The organism is Paenibacillus silvestris (genome assembly GCF_009882985.1).
GTDB classification, from domain to species: Bacteria; Bacillota; Bacilli; order Paenibacillales; family NBRC-103111; genus Paenibacillus_E; species Paenibacillus_E silvestris.
The window spans coordinates 299,505-325,047 of record NZ_WTUZ01000010.1; the positions used below are offsets into that span (position 1 = coordinate 299,505).

The 25,543-nt window shown below is 44.6% G+C and carries 20 protein-coding genes and 1 riboswitch; of the genes, 2 read left to right on the forward strand and 18 right to left on the reverse strand.

Annotation, left to right across the window (positions count from 1 at the left end; genetic code table 11):
- The first annotated feature begins 141 nt into the window (after nt 1–141).
- Nucleotides 142–1,692: a glycoside hydrolase family 26 protein gene (locus GQF01_RS04760; protein WP_161405713.1), complete on the forward strand. Its 1,551-nt coding sequence runs from the start codon at nt 142–144 to the stop codon at nt 1,690–1,692.
- A gap of 240 nt (nt 1,693–1,932) precedes the next feature.
- Here GQF01_RS04760 and GQF01_RS36575 read toward each other — a convergent pair whose 3' ends face one another.
- Both GQF01_RS36575 and gudD read right to left on the reverse strand, forming a co-directional pair.
- A complete protein-coding gene (locus GQF01_RS36575) occupies nt 1,933–2,055 on the reverse strand; it encodes a hypothetical protein (protein ID WP_268894326.1) in 123 nt (40 codons plus the stop codon).
- A gap of 44 nt (nt 2,056–2,099) precedes the next feature.
- Nucleotides 2,100–3,467, reverse strand: coding sequence for a glucarate dehydratase (gudD, locus tag GQF01_RS04765; RefSeq protein WP_161405714.1), 1,368 nt, complete (start codon nt 3,465–3,467; stop codon nt 2,100–2,102).
- 173 nt (nt 3,468–3,640) lie between these two features.
- On the opposite strand from gudD, the gene GQF01_RS04770 reads away from it, so the two are divergent.
- A complete protein-coding gene (locus GQF01_RS04770; RefSeq protein WP_161405715.1) occupies nt 3,641–4,504 on the forward strand; it encodes an alpha/beta fold hydrolase in 864 nt (287 codons plus the stop codon).
- 51 nt (nt 4,505–4,555) lie between these two features.
- On the opposite strand, the gene GQF01_RS04775 is transcribed toward GQF01_RS04770, so the two are convergent.
- The 16 genes from GQF01_RS04775 to GQF01_RS04850 form a co-directional block, all read right to left on the reverse strand.
- Nucleotides 4,556–4,942, reverse strand: a complete 387-nt coding sequence (locus GQF01_RS04775) for a hypothetical protein (protein WP_161405716.1) — start codon at nt 4,940–4,942, stop codon at nt 4,556–4,558.
- Nucleotides 4,943–5,028: 86 nt separating this feature from the next.
- Nucleotides 5,029–5,165, reverse strand: a riboswitch (cyclic di-AMP (ydaO/yuaA leader).
- 60 nt (nt 5,166–5,225) lie between these two features.
- On the reverse strand, nt 5,226–6,056 hold the full coding sequence (locus tag GQF01_RS04780; protein ID WP_161405717.1) for an alpha/beta hydrolase: 831 nt from the start codon (nt 6,054–6,056) through the stop codon (nt 5,226–5,228).
- 54 nt (nt 6,057–6,110) lie between these two features.
- Entirely contained in the window at nt 6,111–6,533 is a 423-nt protein-coding gene (locus GQF01_RS04785; RefSeq protein ID WP_161405718.1) for a MarR family winged helix-turn-helix transcriptional regulator, read from the reverse strand.
- Between the two features lie 84 nt (nt 6,534–6,617).
- A complete protein-coding gene (locus GQF01_RS04790) occupies nt 6,618–7,730 on the reverse strand; it encodes an oligogalacturonate lyase family protein (RefSeq protein ID WP_161405719.1) in 1,113 nt (370 codons plus the stop codon).
- A gap of 31 nt (nt 7,731–7,761) precedes the next feature.
- The gene (locus GQF01_RS04795) at nt 7,762–9,480 is read right to left on the reverse strand and encodes a hypothetical protein (protein WP_161405720.1); all 1,719 of its coding nucleotides are present in this window, start codon (nt 9,478–9,480) and stop codon (nt 7,762–7,764) included.
- 83 nt (nt 9,481–9,563) lie between these two features.
- The gene (locus tag GQF01_RS04800; RefSeq protein WP_161405721.1) at nt 9,564–11,117 is read right to left on the reverse strand and encodes an extracellular solute-binding protein; all 1,554 of its coding nucleotides are present in this window, start codon (nt 11,115–11,117) and stop codon (nt 9,564–9,566) included.
- Nucleotides 11,118–11,154: 37 nt separating this feature from the next.
- Complete coding sequence (locus GQF01_RS04805; RefSeq protein WP_328803396.1) at nt 11,155–12,051, reverse strand: carbohydrate ABC transporter permease; 897 nt, start codon at nt 12,049–12,051, stop codon at nt 11,155–11,157.
- Nucleotides 12,052–12,063: 12 nt separating this feature from the next.
- Nucleotides 12,064–13,041 (reverse strand): ABC transporter permease, encoded by a 978-nt coding sequence (locus GQF01_RS04810; protein WP_161405722.1) that lies wholly within the window; start codon nt 13,039–13,041, stop codon nt 12,064–12,066.
- Between the two features lie 95 nt (nt 13,042–13,136).
- The gene (locus GQF01_RS04815) at nt 13,137–15,473 is read right to left on the reverse strand and encodes a helix-turn-helix domain-containing protein (RefSeq protein WP_161405723.1); all 2,337 of its coding nucleotides are present in this window, start codon (nt 15,471–15,473) and stop codon (nt 13,137–13,139) included.
- A gap of 237 nt (nt 15,474–15,710) precedes the next feature.
- Nucleotides 15,711–17,120 carry a PAS domain-containing sensor histidine kinase gene (locus tag GQF01_RS04820; protein ID WP_161405724.1) on the reverse strand — a complete coding sequence of 470 codons (1,410 nt, stop codon included), beginning with the start codon at nt 17,118–17,120 and terminating at the stop codon, nt 15,711–15,713.
- Between the two features lie 78 nt (nt 17,121–17,198).
- Nucleotides 17,199–17,831 (reverse strand): class I SAM-dependent methyltransferase, encoded by a 633-nt coding sequence (locus GQF01_RS04825; RefSeq protein ID WP_161405725.1) that lies wholly within the window; start codon nt 17,829–17,831, stop codon nt 17,199–17,201.
- A gap of 163 nt (nt 17,832–17,994) precedes the next feature.
- Nucleotides 17,995–19,389, reverse strand: a complete 1,395-nt coding sequence (locus tag GQF01_RS04830) for a sulfatase family protein (protein WP_161405726.1) — start codon at nt 19,387–19,389, stop codon at nt 17,995–17,997.
- Between the two features lie 68 nt (nt 19,390–19,457).
- Nucleotides 19,458–21,128: an ABC transporter substrate-binding protein gene (locus GQF01_RS04835; RefSeq protein WP_161405727.1), complete on the reverse strand. Its 1,671-nt coding sequence runs from the start codon at nt 21,126–21,128 to the stop codon at nt 19,458–19,460.
- 22 nt (nt 21,129–21,150) lie between these two features.
- Nucleotides 21,151–22,044: a carbohydrate ABC transporter permease gene (locus tag GQF01_RS04840; protein WP_161405728.1), complete on the reverse strand. Its 894-nt coding sequence runs from the start codon at nt 22,042–22,044 to the stop codon at nt 21,151–21,153.
- 28 nt (nt 22,045–22,072) lie between these two features.
- On the reverse strand, nt 22,073–23,065 hold the full coding sequence (locus GQF01_RS04845; RefSeq protein WP_407945393.1) for an ABC transporter permease: 993 nt from the start codon (nt 23,063–23,065) through the stop codon (nt 22,073–22,075).
- A 119-nt stretch (nt 23,066–23,184) separates the two neighbouring features.
- On the reverse strand, nt 23,185–25,512 hold the full coding sequence (locus GQF01_RS04850) for a helix-turn-helix domain-containing protein (protein WP_161405729.1): 2,328 nt from the start codon (nt 25,510–25,512) through the stop codon (nt 23,185–23,187).
- Between the last annotated feature and the right edge of the window lie 31 nt (nt 25,513–25,543).

The following is a 25,543-nucleotide window of genomic DNA, read 5'->3' on the forward strand; positions in this document are numbered from 1 at the left end:
AAGAAAACCTTAAGATTTATGAAGAGGTCTCATCCCCATTCTGACGTGACACTTGCATTGACCGCCTCCCAAGTTTGGGCATACAATTAACGTATTGAATTCGCGGATGTTTACAACTTCCCTATGAGAGGAACCTCGATCATGTTTAAAAAGGTTGTCTGGACGATAGGCGCCATCGGCTTGGCAAGCTGCATTGCGGTCACTTTCTTTGTCATCGATACGCACTTAAATGACCTCGAGCAAAGTAGCTCAGAACCTGCTGCTATATGGACTCTCCCTTCCTCAACTCCAAAGCCCAAACAGCCAGATATTGTAACCTACTGGAAGAACCAAGAGAAGAAATCCGCACAATCCGGCTATACTGATGCCGCTTCTGTTTACCGAGATCGGATCGCGGCTTACTCAGTCGGGCTTCCTTCCATATCACCACTAACGGATAATTGGCCTATTATTCAATCTCCTTCAGCGATAATGGAGCTCTATATCCGTGTACCTTCGATTGCAGAATCTTCCAATTTTGCAAAGCACGAGCCCGCATCGGGAGCTTATATTGGGATGCTAGGGGCAGATCGCAGGGTCGGCTACGATGTTACGAAGATTGAAGATGTTTACGGACGAAAACACGCCCTTTATTTGGCTTATGTTGGATGGCGGAAGCTACAGACCGATACGAACACGTATTTCCCGGCGCGGACAGCCGAAAGAGTAAAGGAGCTAGGCGGAGCACTCCAGATCGGTTGGGAGCCGCGTTTTGGCTTGGACGATGTACAGGATGATGAGTACGTCCGTCGTTTTGCGCGGGAAGCCAAGGCCTCAGGCATTCCCATTTTCTTGCGTTATGCTTCAGAGATGAATGGCGCATGGGTGCCTTGGCACGGGAATCCTCAGCAATATAGAGAGAAGTTCCGTCTTATTCACGACATCATGGCCGAAGAAGCTCCTAATGTCGCGATGGTTTGGTCGCCTAATTTCTCGCCAGCGGATACAATCGATGACTACTACCCAGGTGACGACTATGTAGACTGGGTTGGGTTCTCCTTGTACAACACACCCTATTCAGCAGATAAAGAACAGCTCAAAGGGACTGTACTCGATACCTTCGCCCCTCTCTACAAGCGCTATAGTCATAAGCCTATTATGATTTCAGAGGGTGCAATTGCTCATACCTATCTACCTACGAACCAAACGTATTGGAGCTGGGCCGAAGGCCAAATGGGGTATATGTACGGGTTGCTGCCGCGGTTGTTTCCGCAGGTTAAAGCAATCACCTACTTTAACTTCAGCCGAGCTCAAGCGATCCGAACGAATGGCACTTATGTGTACGATATCGGAGAGAATCCATTCATGGATGGGTTGTATCAGAGGCTAATCACATCCGATTGGTTCTTAAGCAAGGTTGAGTCAGGCGTTGACCCAATTCAATACCGCTATACGCCAGTTCTAGGCCAATCTCTTCCCATTGGCAAACAAACGGTTATTGTTAATCCTAAGCTTGAGAATGAGCGCGGTGAACCTCCCTTTGCTATCGCCATTTACCAACGCAATCAGCTTCTTGGCGTCAGCTATGAAGCTCCGTGGGAGATAGAAATTCAAGTGCCTGCTGAATCAGCGACAGAACCATGGTATGCAATAGCTTACAATGACAAGATGGAGCCCACTGCTATCAGCAAAGGTAGTACATCGACAGAATAAGGACATCTCACAATAAAAAGCCCTGACGGATCTAAGTCCGTCAGGGCTTGGTTCTTGCTACCTTTCATTACCTGCACGATCCCATCTCTCAATTCGCCAAACAACCAACTTCTACCTTATCTGTCAAGAACAGATTTCATTAAAACTAGCTGAAATACCGCTATGGTCTTGGTTGAGGGAACTGGAGTCCTCTATCTGGAGGAAAACGAGTTGTTTTCACTATGAGCGGAACTACAGGTCTTAATTCCCCTCAATGGCACGTTTCTCACGTGAAATTGGCAAAATAAAGGACTGCAGTTCCCCCTGCATTGTGAAAATGGGCATTTTCATCGGAATAACGGACCATAGTTCCCAAATAGCCATGCGTGACACACTTTCGCGCATTTCTCCACGCTTTTGTAGATCAACTACCTCAAAAGGCAAGGTCGTTTGTGATCAAATTTCCAATTTGGCACATAAAATTGCATGGCCAACGCATCATCACGCGCTCCCAAACCTTCCTTGTTGTAAAGCTGATGCGCCTTTTCAATAGCGTCCATGTCTATTTCTACGCCTAGACCCGGCTTGCTCGGAACATCCACCATGCCCCCAACAATCTGAAACGGCTCCTTGGTCAACTGCTGACCATCCTGCCAAATCCAATGCGTATCAATAGCCGTTACTTTGCCAGGCGCAGAAGCTGCCACATGGGTAAACATCGCAAGCGAAATATCAAAATGGTTATTCGAGTGAGATCCCCACGTCAGCCCCCATTCCTGACACATTTGAGCTACTCTAACAGAACCTTGCATCGTCCAAAAGTGCGGATCCGCTAACGGAATATCAACAGACTGCAGCTGAATCGTATGCCCCATCTGGCGCCAATCAGTAGCGATCATGTTTGTTGCCGTAGGAAGGCCTGTCTCACGCCGAAACTCGGCCATGATTTCACGGCCTGAATACCCATTTTCGGCACCGCATGGGTCTTCGGCATATGCCAATACATGATGCTGATCACGGCATAGGTAAATCGCCTCAGCCAAAGACCATGCCCCATTAGGGTCAAGTGTAATTCTGGCTTCAGGGAACCGTTCCGCCAGCGCTATGACCGCTTCAATCTCCTCTTCACCGCGTAATACGCCGCCTTTCAGCTTAAAATCATTAAACCCATATCGACTATGAGCCGCTTCCGCTAGCTTCACTACGGCCTCAGGTGTAAGCGCTTCCTCATGGCGCAGTCGAAACCACTCGTTCTCAGCATCCTCTGCTCCCAGGTACGGGAGATTCGTTCGATTCCGATCACCTATATAAAATAAGTAGCCTAACATCTCTACTTTATCTCTCTGTTGACCTTCTCCTAGCAATGCAGCAACAGGAACACCAAGGAATTGTCCCAAGAGATCCAGCAGTGCGGCTTCCAAGGCCGTAACAGCATGGATCGTGATGCGAAGATCGAATGTTTGCAACCCGCGTCCACCCATATCTCGATCAGCGAACTTCTTGCGAATCTTCGAAAGAATGTTATTGTACTGACCGATCGATTGACCGATAAGCAGTGCGCTCGCATCTTCAAGCGTTTTGCGAATATTCTCGCCTCCTGGCACTTCACCAACACCTGTATGCCCAGCATTATCCTTGAGAATGACGATGTTACGTGTAAAGAAAGGTGCATGAGCCCCACTAAGATTGAAGAGCATACTATCGTGCCCTGCAACTGGAATAACCTTTAGTTCGGTAATGATTGGTGTACGGGAAGTCTGGTTGCTCGATTGCTCATTCAGTAGTTCTTGTTTCATGGCTGGTCTCTCCCTCTCATTTGGATGAATACCGGTTGAATGAATATGAAAACTTACTAGCTACCTTATGCTAAATTGTACCACGTCCTCTAGCTCCTAAGTACTTAAATACGTCATATTCACATATTTTTGTTAGGGAACAGTATGAGCTCGCCGGAGAGGAAGTTGAAATCATGGTGCTTTATAAAAAAATGAAGATTGATGGTTGGGATCTATTTTTTCGCCAAGCCGGGAGTCCTTACAATCCAACCATCATCCTACTTCATGGTTTTCCAAGCTCATCCCATATGTTCAGGGATTTAATTCCTCATCTTTCTGACCGATTTCATGTCATTGCTCCTGATTATTTAGGATATGGCAATAGCAGCATGCCTACCGTAGAAGAATATTCCTACACCTTCGAGAATCTATCTATTTTGATCGAAAAGCTTATTGATCATCTGTGCATTTCTCATTATATTTTGTACACCCATGATTATGGAGGTCCTATCGGGTTCAGACTAGCCATTCGCAATCCGGGGCGTATTCTTGGATTCGTTATTCAGAATGCCGTAGTCAGTGAAAACGGATTAGGGAAACCATTTGATCTTTTCAAAGCACTTTGGGCCGATCGAAATCCCGCAACCGAAGCAGCCTTTGCCAAGCTAGTAACCTTTGATTTTACGAAAATGCAATATGTAGCAGGCGTATGCCAGCCATACCTGATCAGTCCTGATGGTTATTCAATGGACCAATTTTTCTTGGATCGCCCGGGCAATGACCAAATTCAGTTGGAACTCGGCTACGATTATCGCAAAAATGTGGAACAATACCCTGCTTGGCAGCAATACTTGCGAACATACCAACCACCTACCCTCATTACCTGGGGAAAAAATGATTTTATATTTACGATTGAAGGGGCTCTAACCTTTGGAAAATTATTAACATGCGTGGAAACTCATTTTTTATGTGGAGGGCATTTTGTTCTCGAAGAGCAAAGTCAACATGTTTCCGAGCTTATCAAGCGCTTTTTTGGCCGTATCTATACGCGACAATAAATGAAAAAGGAGCTGCCGCCAGGCAAGCTCCTTCTCTATTGTTGAACAAAGTTAAATTGTACTGCTGCTGATGTACTCTCTGAGGCAAGGATACGGACCACTGAGGATATACGCCATTGCTACAATAAAGTTGTGATGATCCTCCAAAATCTGGGGAGAAGCACTGATGCGACTGGCCAGTAATTGTTCAACCGCTAATTCCTTCTCTAAACTTAGTTGATTGAGCAGCTCATTATTCTCAGCAACCGTCTTGCTTATTTCCATTAATGTCTGTGTCTCGACGCCTGATGGTTGGTAAGCCAAATTCGGAAATTGAATATTGAATTCCTCTAACCGTTGTTTTAAATGAAAAATTTCATGTTGACGCTGTACAGAATCGTTGGATCTTTTCCTCGGGAAAAAATTCTTCAATTCTTTGGTTACTTGCCGAAGCAGCATGACTAGTTCCTCCTATTTTCTCTAGAAGAGAAAAAGGAAGCGAGGGAATAGAACCTCATGTAACATGGTTCCAATTAATGTTTCTATCCTTTTCTTTCTACGCTGACGAAGTTAGCTGACGGATTCGGGTTGAAAGGTAACCCTAACACAAGATAAGTGTACTCACCCCAGGAAACTTGGTTCCCCCGCTTCTTTAATCTAAAGAATTAAGCGTATTTGTTCAATTTACTCCATTGTTCAGGGAGAAGCAATAGTAATATTTACTTAAAAATAACCTGTGTCATTAGTCATACATCCCTAGTAACCATATAGTAATTCGATCTACTACCTCCTGATATCTTTGTCCAACAAGCAGTCCGGTATGAGTCGTATGCCACAGCCCCATATATGCTGCATGGAGATGCTCGGCCGTTACCTTCCCCCGTTTGTCATCCTCCTCATCATTTACTGCTTTGATAACCAAACTAGGAATAGCTATCCTACTGCTATCTATCGAAATTCCACCGTTTGATCCTAACTCATAATAAAAGGCCTTAAATGCTTCCAAGGACTCCATCGATAAATACTTTCTCTGAAAATCAATGTCATCGACTGATTCATCTATACTTGAATAATCATCTCGGATTGGAGCAGGCATGAAGGTTCCCGGTGTCATTTGTGCAATTTCTTTGTAGGGCACAGCTTCATAAACTTCTTTGCTTATACTTGTATCGATCACCACCAAGCCCGCGAGTTCGACCGTTTCAGCCAGCTTCTGGCTCAATATTCCCCCCATGCTGAAGCCTATGAGAATCGGAGGAACACAACACTCGGCCAGAACCTCCTTCATATCCTCCAAATAATCTTCGAACGATACATTGGTCAAATCGAGTACTCTGCTCTTATAGTGTCCTCTCAAATTCATTACATAACAGTTCCAACCTTTGCTTATAAAATGAGGAATGTATTTGCTCCACATCCAACTGCCTGTGTAGGCACCGTGTACGAATAAAAGTGGAGGTCTTTCAGGCGTTTCCTCTGGAAGGGCATCTCCCTCGAATATTTCTAAGAAAAGATCATTTTCTCCGATGTATTTCACCCTATGATCCGGCAATGTTTTCGTATAATCTTTCATGAAAAACTCCTCCACTTCATTTAGTTTGACGTCAAACTATTTGACCAAAAAAAATTAAAAATTATGATGAATTTTCATTAAAATTCGCAGCAATTCTTCTTTTTCTTGATCCGAAATATCAAAGTAAAATACCTCTAACATTTGTTGTGATATGGTTTCAAATACAGGCTTCAGTTCCTCCCCTCGTGGCGTTAAGGCAACATATACGACCCTTGAATCTACGCTGTCCCTTTCTTTCGTCACATAGCCGAGACGGACCAATTTGTCAACAAGTGCAGTCACTGTAGACTTATCTTTATCAATTCTCTTGGCGATATCCGCCATAGTCAATCTAGGCGAATGAAACAGCGCAAAGATAATATCTCCATGTGAAATCGCAATATCATCGACCCCATATTTCGCCATCTCGGATATAATATAACGATTCGTCTTTTCTCTAATCTTGGATATGAGTGATACAGCATCTCTTGGTTTCATATCTGAATTATAGTTTGACGTCAAACTAATGTCAAATAAAAGTTTCAGGCAGCCGTTCTGATTGGCCGGCTGCCTGAAGCATTTTCACAGATCCACTTTATATAGACAGGGAACTCCCTCCCAATCCGAAGTGAATATGATAAACGAGCCATCGGGCGAGAAAGTCGGATGCGGGTGGGCATCCTGTGTGTTGCCGTATGACTTCCAGCTAGTTCCATGGGAGCATAACCGCTGTTCTTGCCTCAAGGCTACATCCACTAAATAAATGAAATGCTGTTCAGGCAATTGCCCATCCCCTACGATCTGCGTGTGAGCAGCATTCGAAATAAAGTGACAATACTTGGAGCAATTCATCCAGATTTCTTCCTCCAACGTATTCGAGTCCATGAACCGAATGCTCTCGTGATAGAGATCATCCTTGTGCCGATACACATAGGCAAATCTGGAACCATTGGCAAGCCAATATTCATGCGTGATGAGCTCGTCATGCGTTTGTTCCTTCGCGCAGCGCAGCCGTGTCCCGTCCTTTTGGACTAGCCAGAGCCTGGCGTCGATCAGATGCCCAGGACCTTCATGACAAAATAAAAGGGTCGATGGGTCGTGCGGACGAATTTGCGGATGACCCAGCCAGCAGTTCAGCTCCTCATGCGCGATATGGCTAGTCCGCTGTTCAATATCCAAGTAGACGATTCGGCAGTGCGGTTTCGCTGCCCATTGAGGCTCGAAGTTGGACCAGTCCCCTTTACTTGGCACGATATCCTTTTCATTGATTTCAACCAGAACGAGATACTTGTCATCTGAGCTGAGTCCAGGATTCGCATTGGATTTCCATCCTGCTGGTGACGTATACAAGACCTCTTCCTTCAGCGTGGTCATATCCAATTGCATGATCCGCTGATCTCTGCAATAGATCAAGTAGTTATCATCACTCGTCAGACTGCAGCTGAAATCGTGGATATCCGGTCCTTCCGTTAATTGCAAGGCCGATCCATCGTTCAGATCCATTCGGTACAGCTGCCGAGTTCCCTCACGCTCACTTGCGTAAATGAGGTAGCGATTGTCGTTTGTGATCATTTTATAATAGAAATAGGGATGATGATTCACTTGTTCCGGTGCTGTCAAACGAGTCATAGCTCGGCCCGTATAAGCATCGTTAAATGGATGAAACTCATTACGAATCGTAGATCCTTTAGCCATCTGTGATCACTCCATTTCTTATCATGAAAAGTTAAGGCCGAGGCCGCAGCATTTCCGCCTTCTCAGCAGGTTTGAGCGGTAACGTTAATTGGAGGACAGAGCGATTCGGAGCATAGAATTCCGCTTGTACCGCTGAGCTATCTCCCCCTTGGATAACGGAAGCTGTAGCTTCGAGCTCATCCGTCTCTTCGCCCAAACGCCATGCAAACAGCAGGAGCGCCTCCTGCATGCTAACAAAATCAAACCTCTTCCGCTCACCAGCGTAGATCACATAATCAAGGAACCATTTATGCTGTTCCTTCCCGAGCTCCCAGCCCGGCTGCTCCCCGTCGAAGGCTGCGAATATTTTATTTACGTGCAGTAACTGCTCCGCTATATGTATGACGACTGATTCGGCTTCACACGAAACAGCTTCTGCCCTCACTTCATGCAGGCTTCCTCCAATCTCGAAACGTACTCTTAAGTCCGCTGATTCGATAGTCCCGTCAATTGGATCGAGTCCAATATGCGTATTGCCGCCATTCGTGCAAAAGCCGATTCCGAACAGCACATCTTTCCCCTTTTGAACACTGGCATAGATACCGGAAGAATAGTCATAACCTTCGTTCAGGAGGCGCAAATGTATATAGGTGGATGCGTCACCATTACGTACATAAGCTAGCAAATTGCGACGCTGATTCCACATCACATCCTTGCTGAATGTTCCCACACTAACAGGCCCTTCCATATACGTCGTTGCTTGGTTAACGATATGTCCGGCCTCGTCTTTGCTAATCGTCTGCACAAGTTCCGCCGTCTCTGTTCGCTTGAAAGCCGGTATGTACTTCACAGGACACCAGATGTCATTCCCGTACCAGTCCAGATTGTACTTCAACTGTTCCTCTGGCATGAAGCTGAGCTCACCGTGGCTGGCAATCTGTATGAAAGATAAAATTTCTGGCGTCATCAACGTATTGTAGGCACGGCTATGCGGACCAGACCACTGCTTGCTAGGGGCATGGAAGTGCTCAGCCACCAGACCCCATGCGACATCTAGCAGCTCCGAGCTAAGCTGTTTCGCTTCCGCAACCTGGGTTGCCGTATGAATGCTGGACAATTCCTGTATCGCAACAATCGTATAGGTCGGGCTGTTATACTCTTGGAAAGTTCCCAGCTGCTTCGTGTATTCACGGAAGAGTCGCAGCCGTTCCAGACCGTAATTCAAGTACTTTGCTTCGCGGTAGACCTCACCGGTGAGCAAAGTAACGAAAGCGCCCATAATCGCAATGTTCGTATAGCTAGGCCCAACATTACGCTTAATAATGGCGTCGCACGCACAAAAAAGCGCATGCCGAATCTGCTCGCGCAGCTCCGAGCTCAGTAAATCGGAATGCCGCTGCTCCGCCAGCACCAGCCGCTTCCCACAGAAGTCGGCCCAATTCCAGTCCGGTGGAGCCATCATTTCGAGCGGCTCCTCGTAGAACCAAGACCAGATGCCGAAGGTAGCATGCTCAGGATTCTGGTCCTGCAGACTAATCACTTGTTCAAGTATCCCTTGTGCTCGTTCAACATGAACAGGCTGACGGCTGTCCAGCAGTCCCAGCGCGTAGACACAAGCTGCCAAAGTAGGATGAGTAAATGCTACATTTTTCAACGTGCTGTGATATCCCGGTGTATGGAAAGGCTTGCGAACCATCCGGAGCTCAGGCGTATACTCCTCATGCCAGCTATCAAGCTGTTCGAGCAGCATTTTGTTAGGATCAATTGTCATTGGGAAATTACACTCCTTATTCGTATGAAATAACCCCCCGACTCCTGTTCGAATCGGGAGGCTGTTTAGCCATCTATGAAAAGTTACTTGCCTTTCACATTGTTCTGATACCAATCTTGTGCTAACTTGTCAACGTTATCCCCGCCCAGACGTTTCCATTCCTTGCGAAGCTGCTCCATTCCCCATTGCGGCGAATATTGCGCACCGCCTGTAATCACCTTCGTTTCAATATCATCCGCCAAGGGGCCGAATGAAGTCGAGGTTTCGCTCAGTTCAGGGAAGGTAGGGTTAAACGGAATATCGCGTCTGTATTTGTTTTTCATAGCTACCTTGAGGGATTCACCCTGCACCTTGGCATATTCCTGAGAAATCGCATCCGTTGCTGCCATTACCGCGAAATCCTCAGGTTTAGGACTCCATTGATCGAGCACGGCATATTCTGGCGCATAGATCGTTTCCTTCTTATTTTTCTCGGCATCAATCGTTTGAGGAACACCATTAACCAGCTTGTAATGCGTACCTTCCGTGCCGAATCTAACATCGAACCAGTTTTTGTCAATCCACCAGTCCAGTAATTTGATTGCTGCTTCGGGATTTTTCATATCCTTATTGAACACAATCAAACGGTTGGCAGGCGGTTCTTGATACAAGCCGAACTTCCCATATTTGGTTGATACCGGCTCAAATGGCACAAGCTTTGACGCAGGAACATTTTGCTTCAATTCACGGTATTCTGCGCCAATATTCCAGCTAGCGAAATAGATGCCTGTTTTACCTGTCACGAACAGCTGTCTTTCCTTCTGAAAGTTCTTGTCAGTAATATATTCCTTGTCAATTAACCCTTCGTCGAAGAAGAGTTTCATCTGGGCAAGTACATCTGTATAGCGATCTGTTAATCCACCGTACACGAGTTTGTCATTATCCAGATACCAGTTGCCTTTGTTGGATGCATACATCGCTTGAATGATACCTGCGTAGTTATAGTTGAATGAAGCCCCCAACGTATCATTTTTACCGTTGCCATCAGGATCTTTATCTCTGAAAGCACGCATCACTTCGACCATCTCATCCATCGTCGTTGGCGCCTTTAAGCCTAGCTTATCGAGCCAATCTTGGCGAATCCACATCCCGTGATTGGCAATCGCATCAATGCCCCGAGCGCTTGTCGCCATATAGGTTTTGCCATCAAACATGGTGTATGGCTTCAGCTCCGGATGCGCTTTCAAATAAGCTTTGTAAGAGGTGCTGTATTTCTCTATGTATTCATCGATAGGCTGAATAGCTCCCTGCTCTTTCAAAGTCGCCATGTAATCCCGGCCGAATTCCCACATCATGTCCGGTGCTTCGCCAGCAGCGATAAGCGTATTTAACTTCTTCGTAGATTCTGTCCGCAGGATCGGTACCCACTTCACATTAATGCCCGATTTCTCACTGATGTACTTGGTTGTCCGGTTACTCTCATAGGTGCCTTCATCACTCGCTACTTGGCCGCGGTCAAGGATGGATACGCTGACCTCGAGCTTCTTATTCTCTCCTGAAGCCTTGCCTTCCTTATCTGAGCTACTTGGTGAGGAGCAAGCTGCAATTGCGAATAAAGAAGCGACTAGCGTTAGAGCTACGTGCTTTTGTTTAATCATCAAATCTTCGCCTCCTGCAAGAAGAATGGATTTTCTATCAACCTTTAATCGAACCAATCAAGACACCTTTCACAAAATATTTCTGTAAGAATGGATACACACATAGGATCGGCAGCACAGAAATAATGATCGCAGCAGCTCTTAATCCCTCTGGGGTTACCATCGTTTGTATAGAAGCTCCTTCGCTCCCGTTGGTCGCATTCGTATTGAGCAGACTTTGGCTTGTCGTATCAATCATTTGCAGCAGCTTCACCATCAATGACAGCTTCCCTGAATTCGTGATATACATCAGAACATTCATATACGAATTCCACCAGGTCACCGAATAAAATAACGTTAGCGCCGCAATAATCGGCATGGAGAGCGGAAGAATAATTTTCCAAATAATGTACAAATCATTTGCTCCGTCTATCGCTGCAGATTCCTCCAGTTCCGGAGGCAAGCCTTCAAAGAACGATTTCATTACGAAAAAATTGTACGTGCTGATTAACCCAGGCAGCCAAAGTGCCCAGTAGGTGTTCATGATGCCCAGCGTTTTGATGAGGATATAGTTAGGAATGATCCCTCCGCCGAACAGCATGGTGAACGTTATAATCATTAGCAGAACATTCCTGCCCTTGAGTCGCTTGCGACTTAATGGATAAGCCGCCATGATAGTTGCTACAATGTTAATGGAAGTCCCTACAACGGTAATAAGTACCGTGTTCTTCATAGCATTAAACAGTTGACCGTCTTCAATGAGGTTGTTAAAAGAAGTGAATGTGACTTCCTTTGGCCATAAAAAGACTTCACCTGACATAATTGCCCGAGAACTGCTTAATGAGGTAGATAGCACATGAATGAATGGGAATAAGGTCAACATGGCAAGTACCGCTAGAAACACATAGATGACACCATAAATCAGCCTTCCTGACGAGCTATGACTTCTGGACACTGCATTTCCCTCCTACCATAGCCCATTCTCACCTAAGGCTTTAATTAATCGATTCACGCTTACAACCAAGATCAAGCCAATGATGGATTGAAACAGGCCAAGCGCTGTCGTATAGCTGTACTGCGACCCTTCTAGACCAACATGGTACACATAGGTACTAATTACGTTAGCGACTTCTGAAACCGCCTTATTTTGCAGGACGAAGATATGCTCGAATCCCACATCCATCATCTGACCCACACGCAGAATCAGCAGGATGGCGATTGTGGATCGGATACCCGGCAGTGTCACGTGCCAGATGCGCCGAAGCTTACTCGCTCCGTCAATCTTCGCAGCTTCATACAACTGAGGGTCAATGCCAGCCATGGCCGCGAGGTAAAGAATCGTTCCCCAACCCGCATTCTGCCATATCCCGGAAAGGATGAACGTAATCGGCCACCAGAAGTTGCTTGCCATGAAATAGATCGGCTCAATGCCGAACAGCTTCACCAAAGCAATGTTGACGATCCCCGTGGATGGAGACAGCAGCGCGATAACAATGCCGCCAAGCACGACCCAGGAGATGAAGTGTGGAATGTACAGAAGATTCTGAATCGTTCGCTTATACCATTCCAATCGGACTTCATTGAGAAGTATAGCGAGTACAATTGGAACGGGGAAAGCGAAAACGATACTATATACATTCAGCAAAAGCGTGTTCCTTAAAACAACGAAGAAATCTGGACTCGTGAACAATCTGTTGAAATGCTTCAGGCCAACCCACTGACTCCCCCATATCCCATCAGCAAATCGATAATTCTTGAAGGCAATGATCTCACCAAACATCGGTGTGTACTTAAATGTGACATAGTAAGCAAAGATGGGAAGAAGCAATAGATACAAATATTTGTCCCGCTTCAGATACTTCCAAGCCAGTTTAAGCTTAGTCGTTTGCTCCTTCCTTCCAGCATTCGCTTGTGCGGTGGTGGCCCCGACGGTTCGTGATTTCATGTCCTACCTCCTCTCAGGTCGATGACTTGCACCTTCATGGTAGCGCTTTAATGGTGATTTCGCATATAGACAATTTTTAAACATACACACCTTTTTTAACCGGATTCCAATTCGCCATTTTTATCATCTTCGCCTTTTTTAAGATTTTCCCGGAAATCACCTGGGGTTTGGCCTGTATATTTCTTAAAAATACGTATAAAGCTCTGAACATTGTTGTACCCTACACACTCAGCAATCGTGTTAACTTTCTGTTTTGAGCCCAGCAACAGCTCCTTTGATTTCTCCATACGGATCTGGATCAGATAATCCATGAAATTCGTTTCCGTTGTTTCCTTGAAGAGCTTGCTTAAATAAGGAACGCTTAACTCGAATTGCGCCGCCAACAGATTCAGCGAGAGATCACTATCCATATAGTGTTCTTCAACATAAGCTAGAACCTGTCCAATCGTATCGTGGTGACCTTTGGCGAGTCGTTTCTCTTCCGTGCGCACAATGAGCTGATGCAGGAAGCCCGACATATAACTCTTCAAGTCAGCAACCTTCGTGCAGCACTCAATCCGGTCATAGATATTCTCCTTCGGATCCAGAAATTCTTTGATCTCAAGACCCTTATCCGATATGACCTTAATGGATTTCATAATGATCTGAATACACATCTGCTTAATTAACTCAGGAGGAACATTGCTTGCCACGACCTCGCCAAATATTTTATCTACTTGCGAGCGAAGCTTAATTTTATCCGTTTCCCGAACGAGGTTGACGACAGAATCAATTAGCGCTGTGATCCGGTAAAATTTCTCATTATAATTGCTGCCCGCGATATCGTCGATGGAGACAACAGTGTTATCACCCATAATCAACTTGTACTTCAGTGCATTCTGCGCTTCTTCATACGAAGACTGGATACCTTCGAGATGCGAGTGTGGGCTGCCTACACCGATGGTTACCGTTTGTTTAAAATGAAGCCCTACATAGTTTTTCACCAGATCAGCCACTTGCAAAGCTTGAATTTGATTGCCTTGAGAATCCTCCGATTCGAAGCTCATAATAACGGTCACTCGGCCATCGGTTAATTCAACAGAAGTCCCTTTGCATACGCCGGCAATTAATTCATCCGCAACGTTGCTAATAGCGTAAGTAAATAAGTACACATCCCGTGGAGTGTGATTCTCTTCGATGCGATCTAGCTCAATAATAAGTACAAGGAATTGTGTATGATATAAGTCTATACCCAGCGTATGGAAATACGGCTTCATCCGATCGTAATTTGTTTTATCCCCCATCAGCAGACTCATGATCAGACGCCATTTCAACGCAGGCAAGCTGTCATTCATTTGTTTTTGCAAAGATTCGTTGTCAGATATCATCTGTTTGAAAAATTGCTCCATGTACGTTAAGTCACCGGAACGAACCGATTTCTTACCCGCTACGGAATGGAAGAAAAGCTCAAGAGGCCGGAACGTGTAATTGCTTACTGCAAACACAATCACAATAGCCAGCAAGAACATACCCGCTGTTACGATTAGCAGTAGATTGCGAACAATCATTAGCGGACGGTTCATCTCAGGGTCAGGGACGATACTGATGTATTTCCAGCCATTATAAGTAGAAGTTAGATAAAATGTTGTGTAGCTTCCACTTTTTGAGTGCGTCGTGACATAGCCATTTTCCTTAAAATCACTCAATTTCGGTGCACCGGGGATCGTGCTGAAGGAGTGGAATAGATGCTCTTTGTTCTGCGAGGATATAATCATCCCTTGGTCATTAATGACTAGCGTTTGACCTGCCCTCTGCTGATCTACATCTTGAATCAGATTGGAGAGCGTACTTTCCGCGACATTGACAATAATGGCGCCTTTCCGAGACTGCGGCAAACTAATGAGCGGGTAAGTGCGCACCAAGGTAATCATATTTTTCTCAATTTGCAGCCCTGAACTGATTTCCGTCACCTTCCTGGTGTCTAGCCATTCGCCGTAGCCTTTCATGCTCACATAAGCATCATGCCAAGCCATATCGTAGAAGCTGGATTCATCAGAGTACGTCACATCCGTCAACAAATTCTTGTTGGCTAAGGAATACAAATAAAACGAAGAAATATTGCTGTTCGCAAACATCAACGTCTTAAACCGAGCATTCAGTATGCGGAAATAATTGAGCCGCAGCTCATCACTCGCGTATCTGCCATTCAGGAAAAACTCGACATCCGGCTCTTGCACGAAATTAATCGTGCTTGTATCAATTTCATGCAGCATCATTTCAATCTTCTGCTGACTCAGATGGAGCAGCGCTGTATTCGTGCGTCGCAGCTGATCCTCCATGCCTCCTTTTGAGCTTAAATAGGACAGCCACACGGTAGATGAGATGATGATTAGGAAAAATACACCGTAAATCACCTTGAACCTGGCCGATATGTTACCTTGTAAGAATCGCATGGTTATCTCCTTTTCTCCGTGTCAAATAGGGGCTTGATTGTGGCTCACATAAATTGGTAACGCTTACAAAATTGCTATTGTAAATCCTTTCCTCATATGATAAAGCAAGAATGCGGAATGTTCAACCAGGCATACACCGAAGGCAGCGCCAGCTGAAATTGAAAAAAACCCTCGAAGTAAACAGCAGTGCCTTGCTTCTCACTGTCTACCTGAGGGGATCATATTCGAATGCCATCGTTATTTTGTTATAGGCAGCTCAATGTGCACCGTAGTTCCATGGTTAATTTTACTTTGAATAGACAACTCTCCATTATGACTATGTATAATACGTTTGCAAACCATTAACCCTAGACCCGTACCGTTAACTTTGGTCGTGAAAAATGGCTCCCCCAACTGAGTGAGCTTATCTTCCGAAATACCAACACCTTGATCTTGGACACTAATAATCAATTTATGATTGGCATCATTTCTAACTGATATTTGAATTAAACCACCATTCAGCATGGACTCTATCGCATTCTTCAATATATTAATTAAAACTTGTTTAATTTGGTCGGGAATACAATAAATGACAGGAATGTCTTGATCCATATTCGTTTGAATTTGAACATTATACAGATGAGCATGGGGCTGTAGAAACGAAATGACACTTTGAACAAGCTCACTGGGATTACTTTCCATGTAATAATTCAGATGAGGTTTGGCCAGCGTCATAAACTCATTAACGACATAATTGATATGTTCGAGTTCTTCCATCATGACATCCACATAATCGGCATTTTTAGCCTTTAATAAATGGACAAACCCTTTTAAGGAAGTTAGGGGATTTCGGATATCATGTGCGATCCCTGCTGCCAGTTGACCAATAAGCGACAGCTTCTCTGATCGGATAATCGCTTCTTCCGACTTCTTGCGCTCTGTAAGATCGCGAATGACACTCTGCATGACGGGATACCCAATATTTTTGTAAACATAAATGGAGGATATCTCCGCGTCAAAAAAAGTGCCATCTTTCTTGAGCATCGTTCGCTCGACGAAATCACTGTAGTTATCCATCTGCATAATCTGATCAATTCGATCTACGATGACATCCTTATCCTTCGGAAAGAAATAATCATAGATCGAATTTCCAATGAACTCATCGGATGAAGTTCCGCCGAACAGCTTGCAAGCAGCGTCATTCACAAACTGGATGAGCCCGTCTTTATGCAAAACGATAGGTTCCGGATTCAGTTTGAGCAGCCTTCTATACTGCTTCTCTCGCTCAAGAAGCTCTTCTTCCACTCTTTTCTTCTCACTAATGTCTCTTTCCAAACCAATGAAGCCAACTACGCATCCATCGTTATCTTTCAAAGGCGAGACTGACACATTCGCAATAAAGCTCGTTCCATCTTTTCTTAGTTTAATCGTTTCAAAATCTTTGATTTGTTCACCGTTTATTAAGGACTGATACAATCGAAGAGCATCCTCTTTAAAGTCATGAGGTGTCGTTGGCAATATATGTCCAATAACTTCTTCCCTCATCCAGCCGTGCAGCTCTTCAAACTTCTTATTCACGTCTAATACAGTTCCATTTATATCGACGATTACAATCCCATCGGATGTTAAATTCATGAAGGAATCAATTAAGTATTCTTTTAATTTCATGAGTAAATATCCCCTAATTCAATCGAGTGATAGTAAGTGTATTCGTCTCCAAATAGTTAAAAACCTTTATTAAACATGCTATTCAGACGTTTTTTTACATTTGACCATGAGAAATGTAAATGGCGGTTTATTTTCCACATTCTTATGTGGCTCAACAATTTCCGAAGTTTCTATCAGCCCGTATTTCCCGAATTCTTGGGTTATCGAGTCTGCATCATAAAAAAACATTTTTACACCTGCGTTAGTCTCATAATAGTCCTTACCCAGTTGTTGACCCTTTCCAAACATTGGCGCTTCTTTTGAAATCGTCGTAAAAATCATATATCCGTCCGGCTTTAACTGGTTATAACAATCTTGAATAAACTTCGCTCGCTCGCCTTCATTCAATAAGTGAATAAGCGCATAGCTAAATATGCCGTCATAAAGCTTGTCCTCAAAAGGCATATCAGCCACTGATCCATGAAAAATAGCAAGATTGAGCCCTTCTTGTCTTGCCAAATCAATCGCTGTTTTGGAAATCTCAATCCCTGTTACCTGTATGCCGTTGTCGATAAAAACCTTCGCGTTCCTACCGTACCCGATACCAGGTATCAATATATCCTTGACTTTTTTCTCCAGGAAGAAGTCCTTGGTCAAGATGGCTGAGTCTGCAGGCTGAAATCCCCACATCCTTTGATTTTCGATAAAACTGGATTCCCAGAATTCTGTCATCCTTACTCTCCTTTTATATGGGTTTTTGCGCTGCTCTTCTGTCGTAAGATGTATGCCCATTATAGAACGCACGTTCTAAGAAATCAAATTTTATTGACCACATTCCATCAAAAAGAGACCGCCAGCGGCGATCTCTTCCTATCCAATCACAACGAAACGCCTATTAAGATGAAATAGCGGTACTTCTCCCTGACTCCTGATATCTTTCAAGGACAAGCTTCATAGCCTGCACGATGTCAGGATGAGCGTCAACCACATTATTCGTTTCACCAATATCTTCGCTTAGATCATACAATTGATACAGCGGCGATCCGGCCGGCTCCTCACCAGGCTTCGGAAAGCTCCATCCGCCTGAACCCGGGCATAGCTCCAGCTTCCATTTCCCCTGCCTGATAGAGAATGCCCCCTGAATGGAGTGATGAACAATGGCTTCCCGCAAGGGCTGCTCATAAGGAAGATTAGCCCAGATGGGCAGATTACTTACACTATCCTCACCCGCGTTCGGGGGTAAAGTAACGTCCAATACGTCTGCAACTGTTGCTAGCAAGTCTGTCAGGCAGACGGGTTCATCGCTTATGCGCTCAGCTTGTATGTGCCCCGGCCATTTCACAATCAGCGGGATCCGATGGCCGCCTTCATAGATATCCGCTTTATGACCGCGATAAACATAGCTTGGATGATGTCCAAATGTCGCAAGCTCTTCATAATTAGCTTTGGGCGAGCAGCCATTGTCACTTGTATAGATGACGATCGTATTCTCGGACAGATGTAAATCATCTAGTTTATTCATGATTTGACCGACCACATCATCACACATGAGTACGAAATCACCATAAGCATTCGTGCCAGATTGACCAGCGAATGCCTCTGATGGAAGGATGGGGGTATGCGGAGCAGGCAGCGGAAAATAGATGAAAAATGGCTCATCCTTGTACTGCTCAATCCATTCCAGTGTTTTGGCTGTAAGTTCAGGCAGTACTTGCTGGTGCTCGAAATCTGGTGCGGTAGCCCCTTCCCGCCAAAAAGCCATCGGATCGTCGTTACGGGTGATGCGATCCGGCACCTGAGTAACCCGGTCGTTCTCGATATAGACATACGGCGGCATATCCAGCGAAGCGCTAATCCCGTAGTAATAGTCAAATCCATGCGATATCGGTCCATGACGAATAGGCTCTCGATAATCAATTTCACTCTCTCCGTCGCCTGCTTTCGCCCATTCCATGCCCAAATGCCATTTGCCAATACAAGCTGTCCTATATCCGTGCTCACGAAGTAAACTGGCGACTGTCATTCGACCTTCTTCAATGAGAGGAGCGGAGAATCCATTCAGAACGCCTTTCTTGAGAGATGAACGCCAGTTATATCTTCCAGTCAAAATACTATAACGAGATGGCGTACATACAGCCGAAGAAGAGTGAGCATCTGTAAAGGCGATCCCTTCTTTTGCCATTCGGTCAAAATGTATGGTATTAATCTTGGAATCCTTGTTCAGATAGGAAATATCGCCGTACCCCATATCGTCGGCCAGAATATAAATCATGTTTGGTTTTGATGGCATCGCATTTTCCTCCTGCCTATATGGAATATTCAAAAAGCATGGATCGCTCCATGCTTTTCGCTAGAACATTATTTCTTCATTTTCGCATCATAAGCACTTTGATAGATGTCTAGATATTTCTTCAGATTCATATCATTCAGCTTCTTCACATAACCGTCCCATTCTTTGTCAATATTAGCGTCACCTGTTGTGAAACGAGCGATCATTTGGTTGATATAATCCGTCAAAGTCTTCTCTAGATCAGCTAGCTCTGTAGCTTGGTCGTTCGAGAAAAACAACGCTGGAAGAACGGACTCCGGCTTTTGTCTATATGGCTCATAGTTATTTCGAGTCTCTGTAAAAAGCTTAACTTCCTGCGGATTTTTCGGATCTGCCATCTGCCCAAGCCGGAAATCGTTGGAGCGAAGCGATGGTGCGGATTGCCCGCTCCAATTGATATTATTCGCTGCATTAGTCGGAATGGCACTTGGGAGCGTCTTCCAAATCGCTTGTTTTCCATTGATGCCTAGCTCTCCGCTTGCTGCATAATCCCATTCCGTTCCTGGCCGCCCAATCGTTTGACGTAACGTCATCTCCGTATTATAAAGCAGGTCTCCTAATCGGAATGCCGCTTCTGGGTTTTTGGCTGTGCGTGTTACGACATAATAGCCTTGCAGTACGCTTGATTTCCACGGTGTCGTTTGTACGCCTGCTGGTCCTTTCAAGGAAGGAACGGATTGAACTTCCAGCCATCTGCCGCTCGGACCGTTAAAAGCTGTGAATATGCCATTGTGCTGTGAAACTTCGCCGCCCAGAATGTTAATATCCGGGTTCTCACCCATCGCTTTCGCTTGATCCCGATCTTGTGTGAACGATTGCGGAGCAATCAAGCCCTCAGCGTATAACTTGTGGAGAAAGGTCAGACCCTCTTTCCAGCCTGGTGTATTGACCGATGTCGTGACCTTTCCATTGTCAACAAATAACCGCGTAGTGATGCCAGAGTCAAGAACAAAGGAGTTCATGATAAACGAATCAATATTTACGTTTGGCCCAACCGCTGCTCCCGACAAAGGAATCTCATCGGCTTTTCCATTTCCATTGGGATCCTTTGTCTTAAATGCTTTCAATACGTTATACAAGTCGTCTGTTGTTTTCGGCATTTGGAGACCTAACTTATCTAACCATGGCTTGTATAGCCACATTTTCTGCGACATCGAGCAGTGATAGCACTCATTCACTTGAGGCAAAGCATAGATTTTACCGCCAGGAGCTGTAATCTCATCCTTAACCCCTTGAACGATACCGAACATTTTCTTCGTCTCAACACCGTACTGATTAATATAAGGCGCCAGATCAAGGAAATCTCCTTGTGTGCCATAGATCAGCTGCTGGGTAGGGGAAATCCCGAAACCCATAATGACATCAGGCAGATCGCCGCTGCCAAGTACAAGGTTCAATTTTTCCACAGCTGACTTCTCAGGAGCAACGGTCCATTCAATATGAATATTCGTTTTCTCCTCCAAATATTTCGTGAACTCATTGTTCGCATAATCACTTACACCTGGGAAGCCCTTCACTAATACTTTAATCGTCGTTTTCTCTTTGGTTATCGGCAGTTCTCCTGCTGCTGTGACATTACTGGTTTTCACCGGATCCTTTGTCGTTTCTGCAGGTGCATCTGCTTGTTTATCTCCGCACCCGGCAAGCACAACCCCACTCGCAATAAGAACGCTTAAACCCATACCCCATATTTTTTTCATTCCAAAAACAACCTCCCCTTATTTATCCTTTCAAAGAGCCAATCATAACGCCTTTAATGAAGTACTTTTGTACAAACGGATAAACGAGCAGTAATGGCAGAGATGAAACGACAATTAATGAGTATTTCAAAAGTGCGCGCAAACCTTCTTGAGCCGCTATTTCTTTCATGTCCAGCATGGAAGCATCGACTTCGTTTTGCACCAATATCTCTCTTAAGACTAATTGCAAAGGATATAATTTCTGATTATCAAGGTACAGTAGACCATTAAAATATTGATTCCAATACCCAACCGCGGAATAAAGCGCAACTACGGCAATAATGGGACCTGACAGCTGCAGGACGATTGAGAAAACATATCGGAAATCGTTGCAACCGTCGATCTGGGCTGCTTCGAGCATTTCATCCGGCAGTGTCGTTTTGAAATAGGTTCGTGTAATAATAATGTTAAAAACACTCATCGCACTAGGAATAATCATGGCCCACACCGTGTTCAGCATTCCAAGATCTTTGACCAGAAGATAAGAAGGAATGAGCCCTCCGGAGAACATGGTCGTGAAAACAAACAGCAGCATAAACCAGTTTTTACCGAATAAATCACGCCTGGAAAGTGGATAGGCTGCCGCAATAGTCAGTACAACACTAAGAAATGTGCCTGCTACCGTATAAAAAACGGAATTCCGAAAAGAACTCCAAATCAATTTGTGCTTAAAAACAGCCGCATAGCCATCTAGGGTTGGTTGTACAGGCCAAAGCCAAACTTTACCCGAGATCACAGCGTCAGGAGAACTAATCGAAGCGCTTACAACAAACACTAGCGGATATAAAATAACTCCAAGAAACAGTAATATCAGCAGCATATTGATCCAATTAAACCATTTGTCACCTCGTGATTCGAGAATATGTGACTCTTTCATGCTTCCCTGCACCTCCCCTGCTACACCGTTACCATAAGCTTTCTTGCTTTGCACGTTTCGCAATTTGATTGACAATAATGAGCATGGCTAGTCCAACAACCGATTTAAATAAGTTAATAGCCGTTGAGTACGAGTAATTCATAGCTTGTGAAGCAAGACCTACCTTATACACATAAGTATCAATGACCTCTGACGTCCTAAGGTTTAGTTGATTTTGCAGCAGCAGGACCTTTTCGAAGCCTGAATCCATAATATGCCCTGTGTTCAAAATAAGTAAAATGATGATCACAGGCATTATGCCAGGAATATCGATATGCAATATCCGCTTAAATTTACTTGCACCATCAATAACCGCTGCTTCATGCTGAGACGGGTCAATACCTGAAAGCGCTGCCAAGTAAATGATGCAAGAGAAACCAACATTTTGCCATATCCCTGACCAGACAAAGACAGAACTGAAATAGCTTGGCTTCGCCATGAAGTGTATGGGCTCAAAACCAAATACGCCAAGGAGTAAATTGACAATCCCCTTTTCTGGATCCAGAAGCACAAGAATAATTCCAGCCATAACGACCACAGAGATGAAATGCGGGGCATACGTAATCATCTGTACCGATTTCTTAAACCACTTGTTTTGGATGTTATTAATGGCTAGTGCCAGTAGGATTGGGAAAGGAATACCGGCAAGCAAGCTGTAGAAATTAAGAACTAATGTGTTTTTTAAAAGGGTGCCGAATTCATACGAATTGAAGAATCTAATGAAATGTTTGAACCCCACCCAATCACTGCCTGTGATGCCTTTTGAAGCAATAAAATTTTTGAAAGCAATCTGCGCGCCGTACATGGGATAATACTTGAACACGAGAATGTAAAGAACAGGCAGTGCTAGTAGAACGTACAACTGCCAACTGCGATGCAGCTTCTTTAAGAAGGGCATTCGTTTAATTCCTGTATTAGCTTTGGCCAACGTATTCGCACTTGCCACCGTTTTCAATTGGGTAACCTCCCCTCGTTGTTGTATAACCTTAATGTAAGGGCTCCCCAAGTGGAATGTATATATGAAAACGTTTCATGCCTGTGCAATCCTTAGGATTTGAGTATGTGCAATCGCTTGATGGATGTGCAAATATTATTTTTTCGTTATAAATTCACTTCTACAGACCTTTGATATACCGTTGCACTGACGCCATGCAGACGTTTGAACGCCCTACAAAATGTATTGGATGAGGAGTAGCCTACTTGATCTGCAATTTCTTGAATAGCATAACTTGAATTTCTCAACAGATGCTTCGCTTGCTCCATACGCAATTGCTCCAAGTAATCGGAGAAGTTGATGCCCGTTTGGTCTTTGAAGAACTGTGACAAATACACCTTCGATACCCGAAGCCGATCAGCAGCTTCATCCAGACATAACGCTTTGTCAGCAAAATCTTGCTGAAGCAGCATGCGAATATTATCAAGCAATTCAATGTTTCGGCTGGAACGCTGTTCGATGACATGCTGGCAAATTTTCGAATAAGCTAGACGAACCGCTGCAAAATGTTGCTGCAAGCTCTCATAGGAAATCTCTGCCCCATCTATACGCTGAATTTGGATATAAACCTCCTCAGCTTGCATTCCTAATTGTCGAAGAAGCTTGACGAGATTCCCCCACAGCTCACTAATGAATAATCGAAGCACAGTGATTGAAAGATGCCGGTTTTCAAAGTTTTCCGCATACAATGCTTGTAATAGACGCGCAACCTCATCTTGTTCACCAGCCAATGCCACATTCATCAGCCGACCTTCCATGTCCTGCGGATAATGGTAATCATTCAGCGCCGCCGGGAGCTCATCGAACCATTGCAATCCATCCTTATCTGATCGAACTAAGGCAAACAAAGCTTCTCTGGCCTGCTCATACGAGCGAGAGATTGTCGTCACGCGATCACAGAACCCTCCGATGCCACAATCGGATACAATCTGAAACCGCAAGTTCATCGTCTGACAGACCTGTTCCATTATTCTCGTTATGTTCTCACGATGCTTGTTGGCATCATGCGAATACACACTTAGCAATACGGCAATTTGATCTTGCGCCACATCATAGGCAAATCCGTCTGAGCCTACAAGCTCCCTTATGAGCTCTGCGGATGCGAAGCGGACTCGATCCAAATCTTTGAGCAGCCTCTCATTATATCCATTGTCATAACCTTGAATTCGAATGAGACCGACGACATATTGTCTATCTTCGTCTTCCATGCCTAAGCCTAGATGCTTCAGCAGGATATCCGCATCCCGTGTGGACAGAAATTGCCCTTGCATAAGCCTTCTGAAATACGATGCCCGTAATAAAGGCACCTGCAGCTCCAATTCGGATTGCAGCTTTCGGTTAGAAATCGCCAGTCCCGACACGGCTTCACTTATAAAGCCATACACATCATGCTGTTTCACTCCGCCTCCAACAAGGTCTTTAAGCGACTGAGCCAGGTTTCGGAGCGGTTTGCTATTCCGGTAAGCAAGAAAATAGGCCATAGAAACACCAATCACTAGAAAAAGCAGCGTTAAAGTGAAAATAATCTTTTGAATATAATGAACTTTTCCTAAAAGAATGACTTTCGGTTGGCCTACAATGTACGTCCAGCCATTTACGCTTGATTTGGTATAAGTAATAATTATCGATTGATTGTTCATCTTTTGCTCAACAATGCCATGGTCTTCCTTCAGATCAGCCAACTGGATGGGAAGTCCGGTATTTTCACCAGATAACGTACTCATAATGCGCCCCTGATCATCCAATATATAAGCCCATCCGCCTTCCGTTAAGTTGAGTCCCTGAAATAACTTGCGGATCTCAGCTTGATCAATCATAACCGCGATGACCGCCTGCGGATTACTGGGTAGACCTAGTGATTGTAAATATGTCATCATTTGGTAGGAGCTATTTCCAATACTCATTTGTTCAGAAGGCAGAAATGAGCGCGAATGGTAGGTCTGCATCCAAGCTTTCCGCATTTTCTCTGTATCTCCACCCTCATACACAGCTATTCGGCTAAAGAATTCATCCATGGTATAGCTAGAACCCGGTGTTAGCACAAGGTCGCTATTCTTAAAAAGAATATAGTAGTTATAGACAAAGTTATTTGAAAGCTTGAAATCGTACAGGCTTTTATTCGTATCAAGGACGGAATAGGTGTTGGCTCCCTGAAATGGATCCGTCACCGTCATAAATTGAATGACTTTCGTATTGGCGGCTACTTGACGTCCCATCGAGATAATCTCATCCATTCTTCGTTCAAGAATGTCTCTGCTTTGCTCCAGAACGAGCCGATGATTCTCCGTGGCATCCTTCTCCATCACATGTATGGTTTCTCGGTAGACGATATAACCTATGCCTAGCAGCATACAAATAAACAGAAGATAAGGGATGAGCATTCGGATAAAAACTTTATGTCTAACATTCGTATCCGGTACAAGCCATTTACGCATGGTAATTTCCTCCTTAATACCTCTAAGCCAT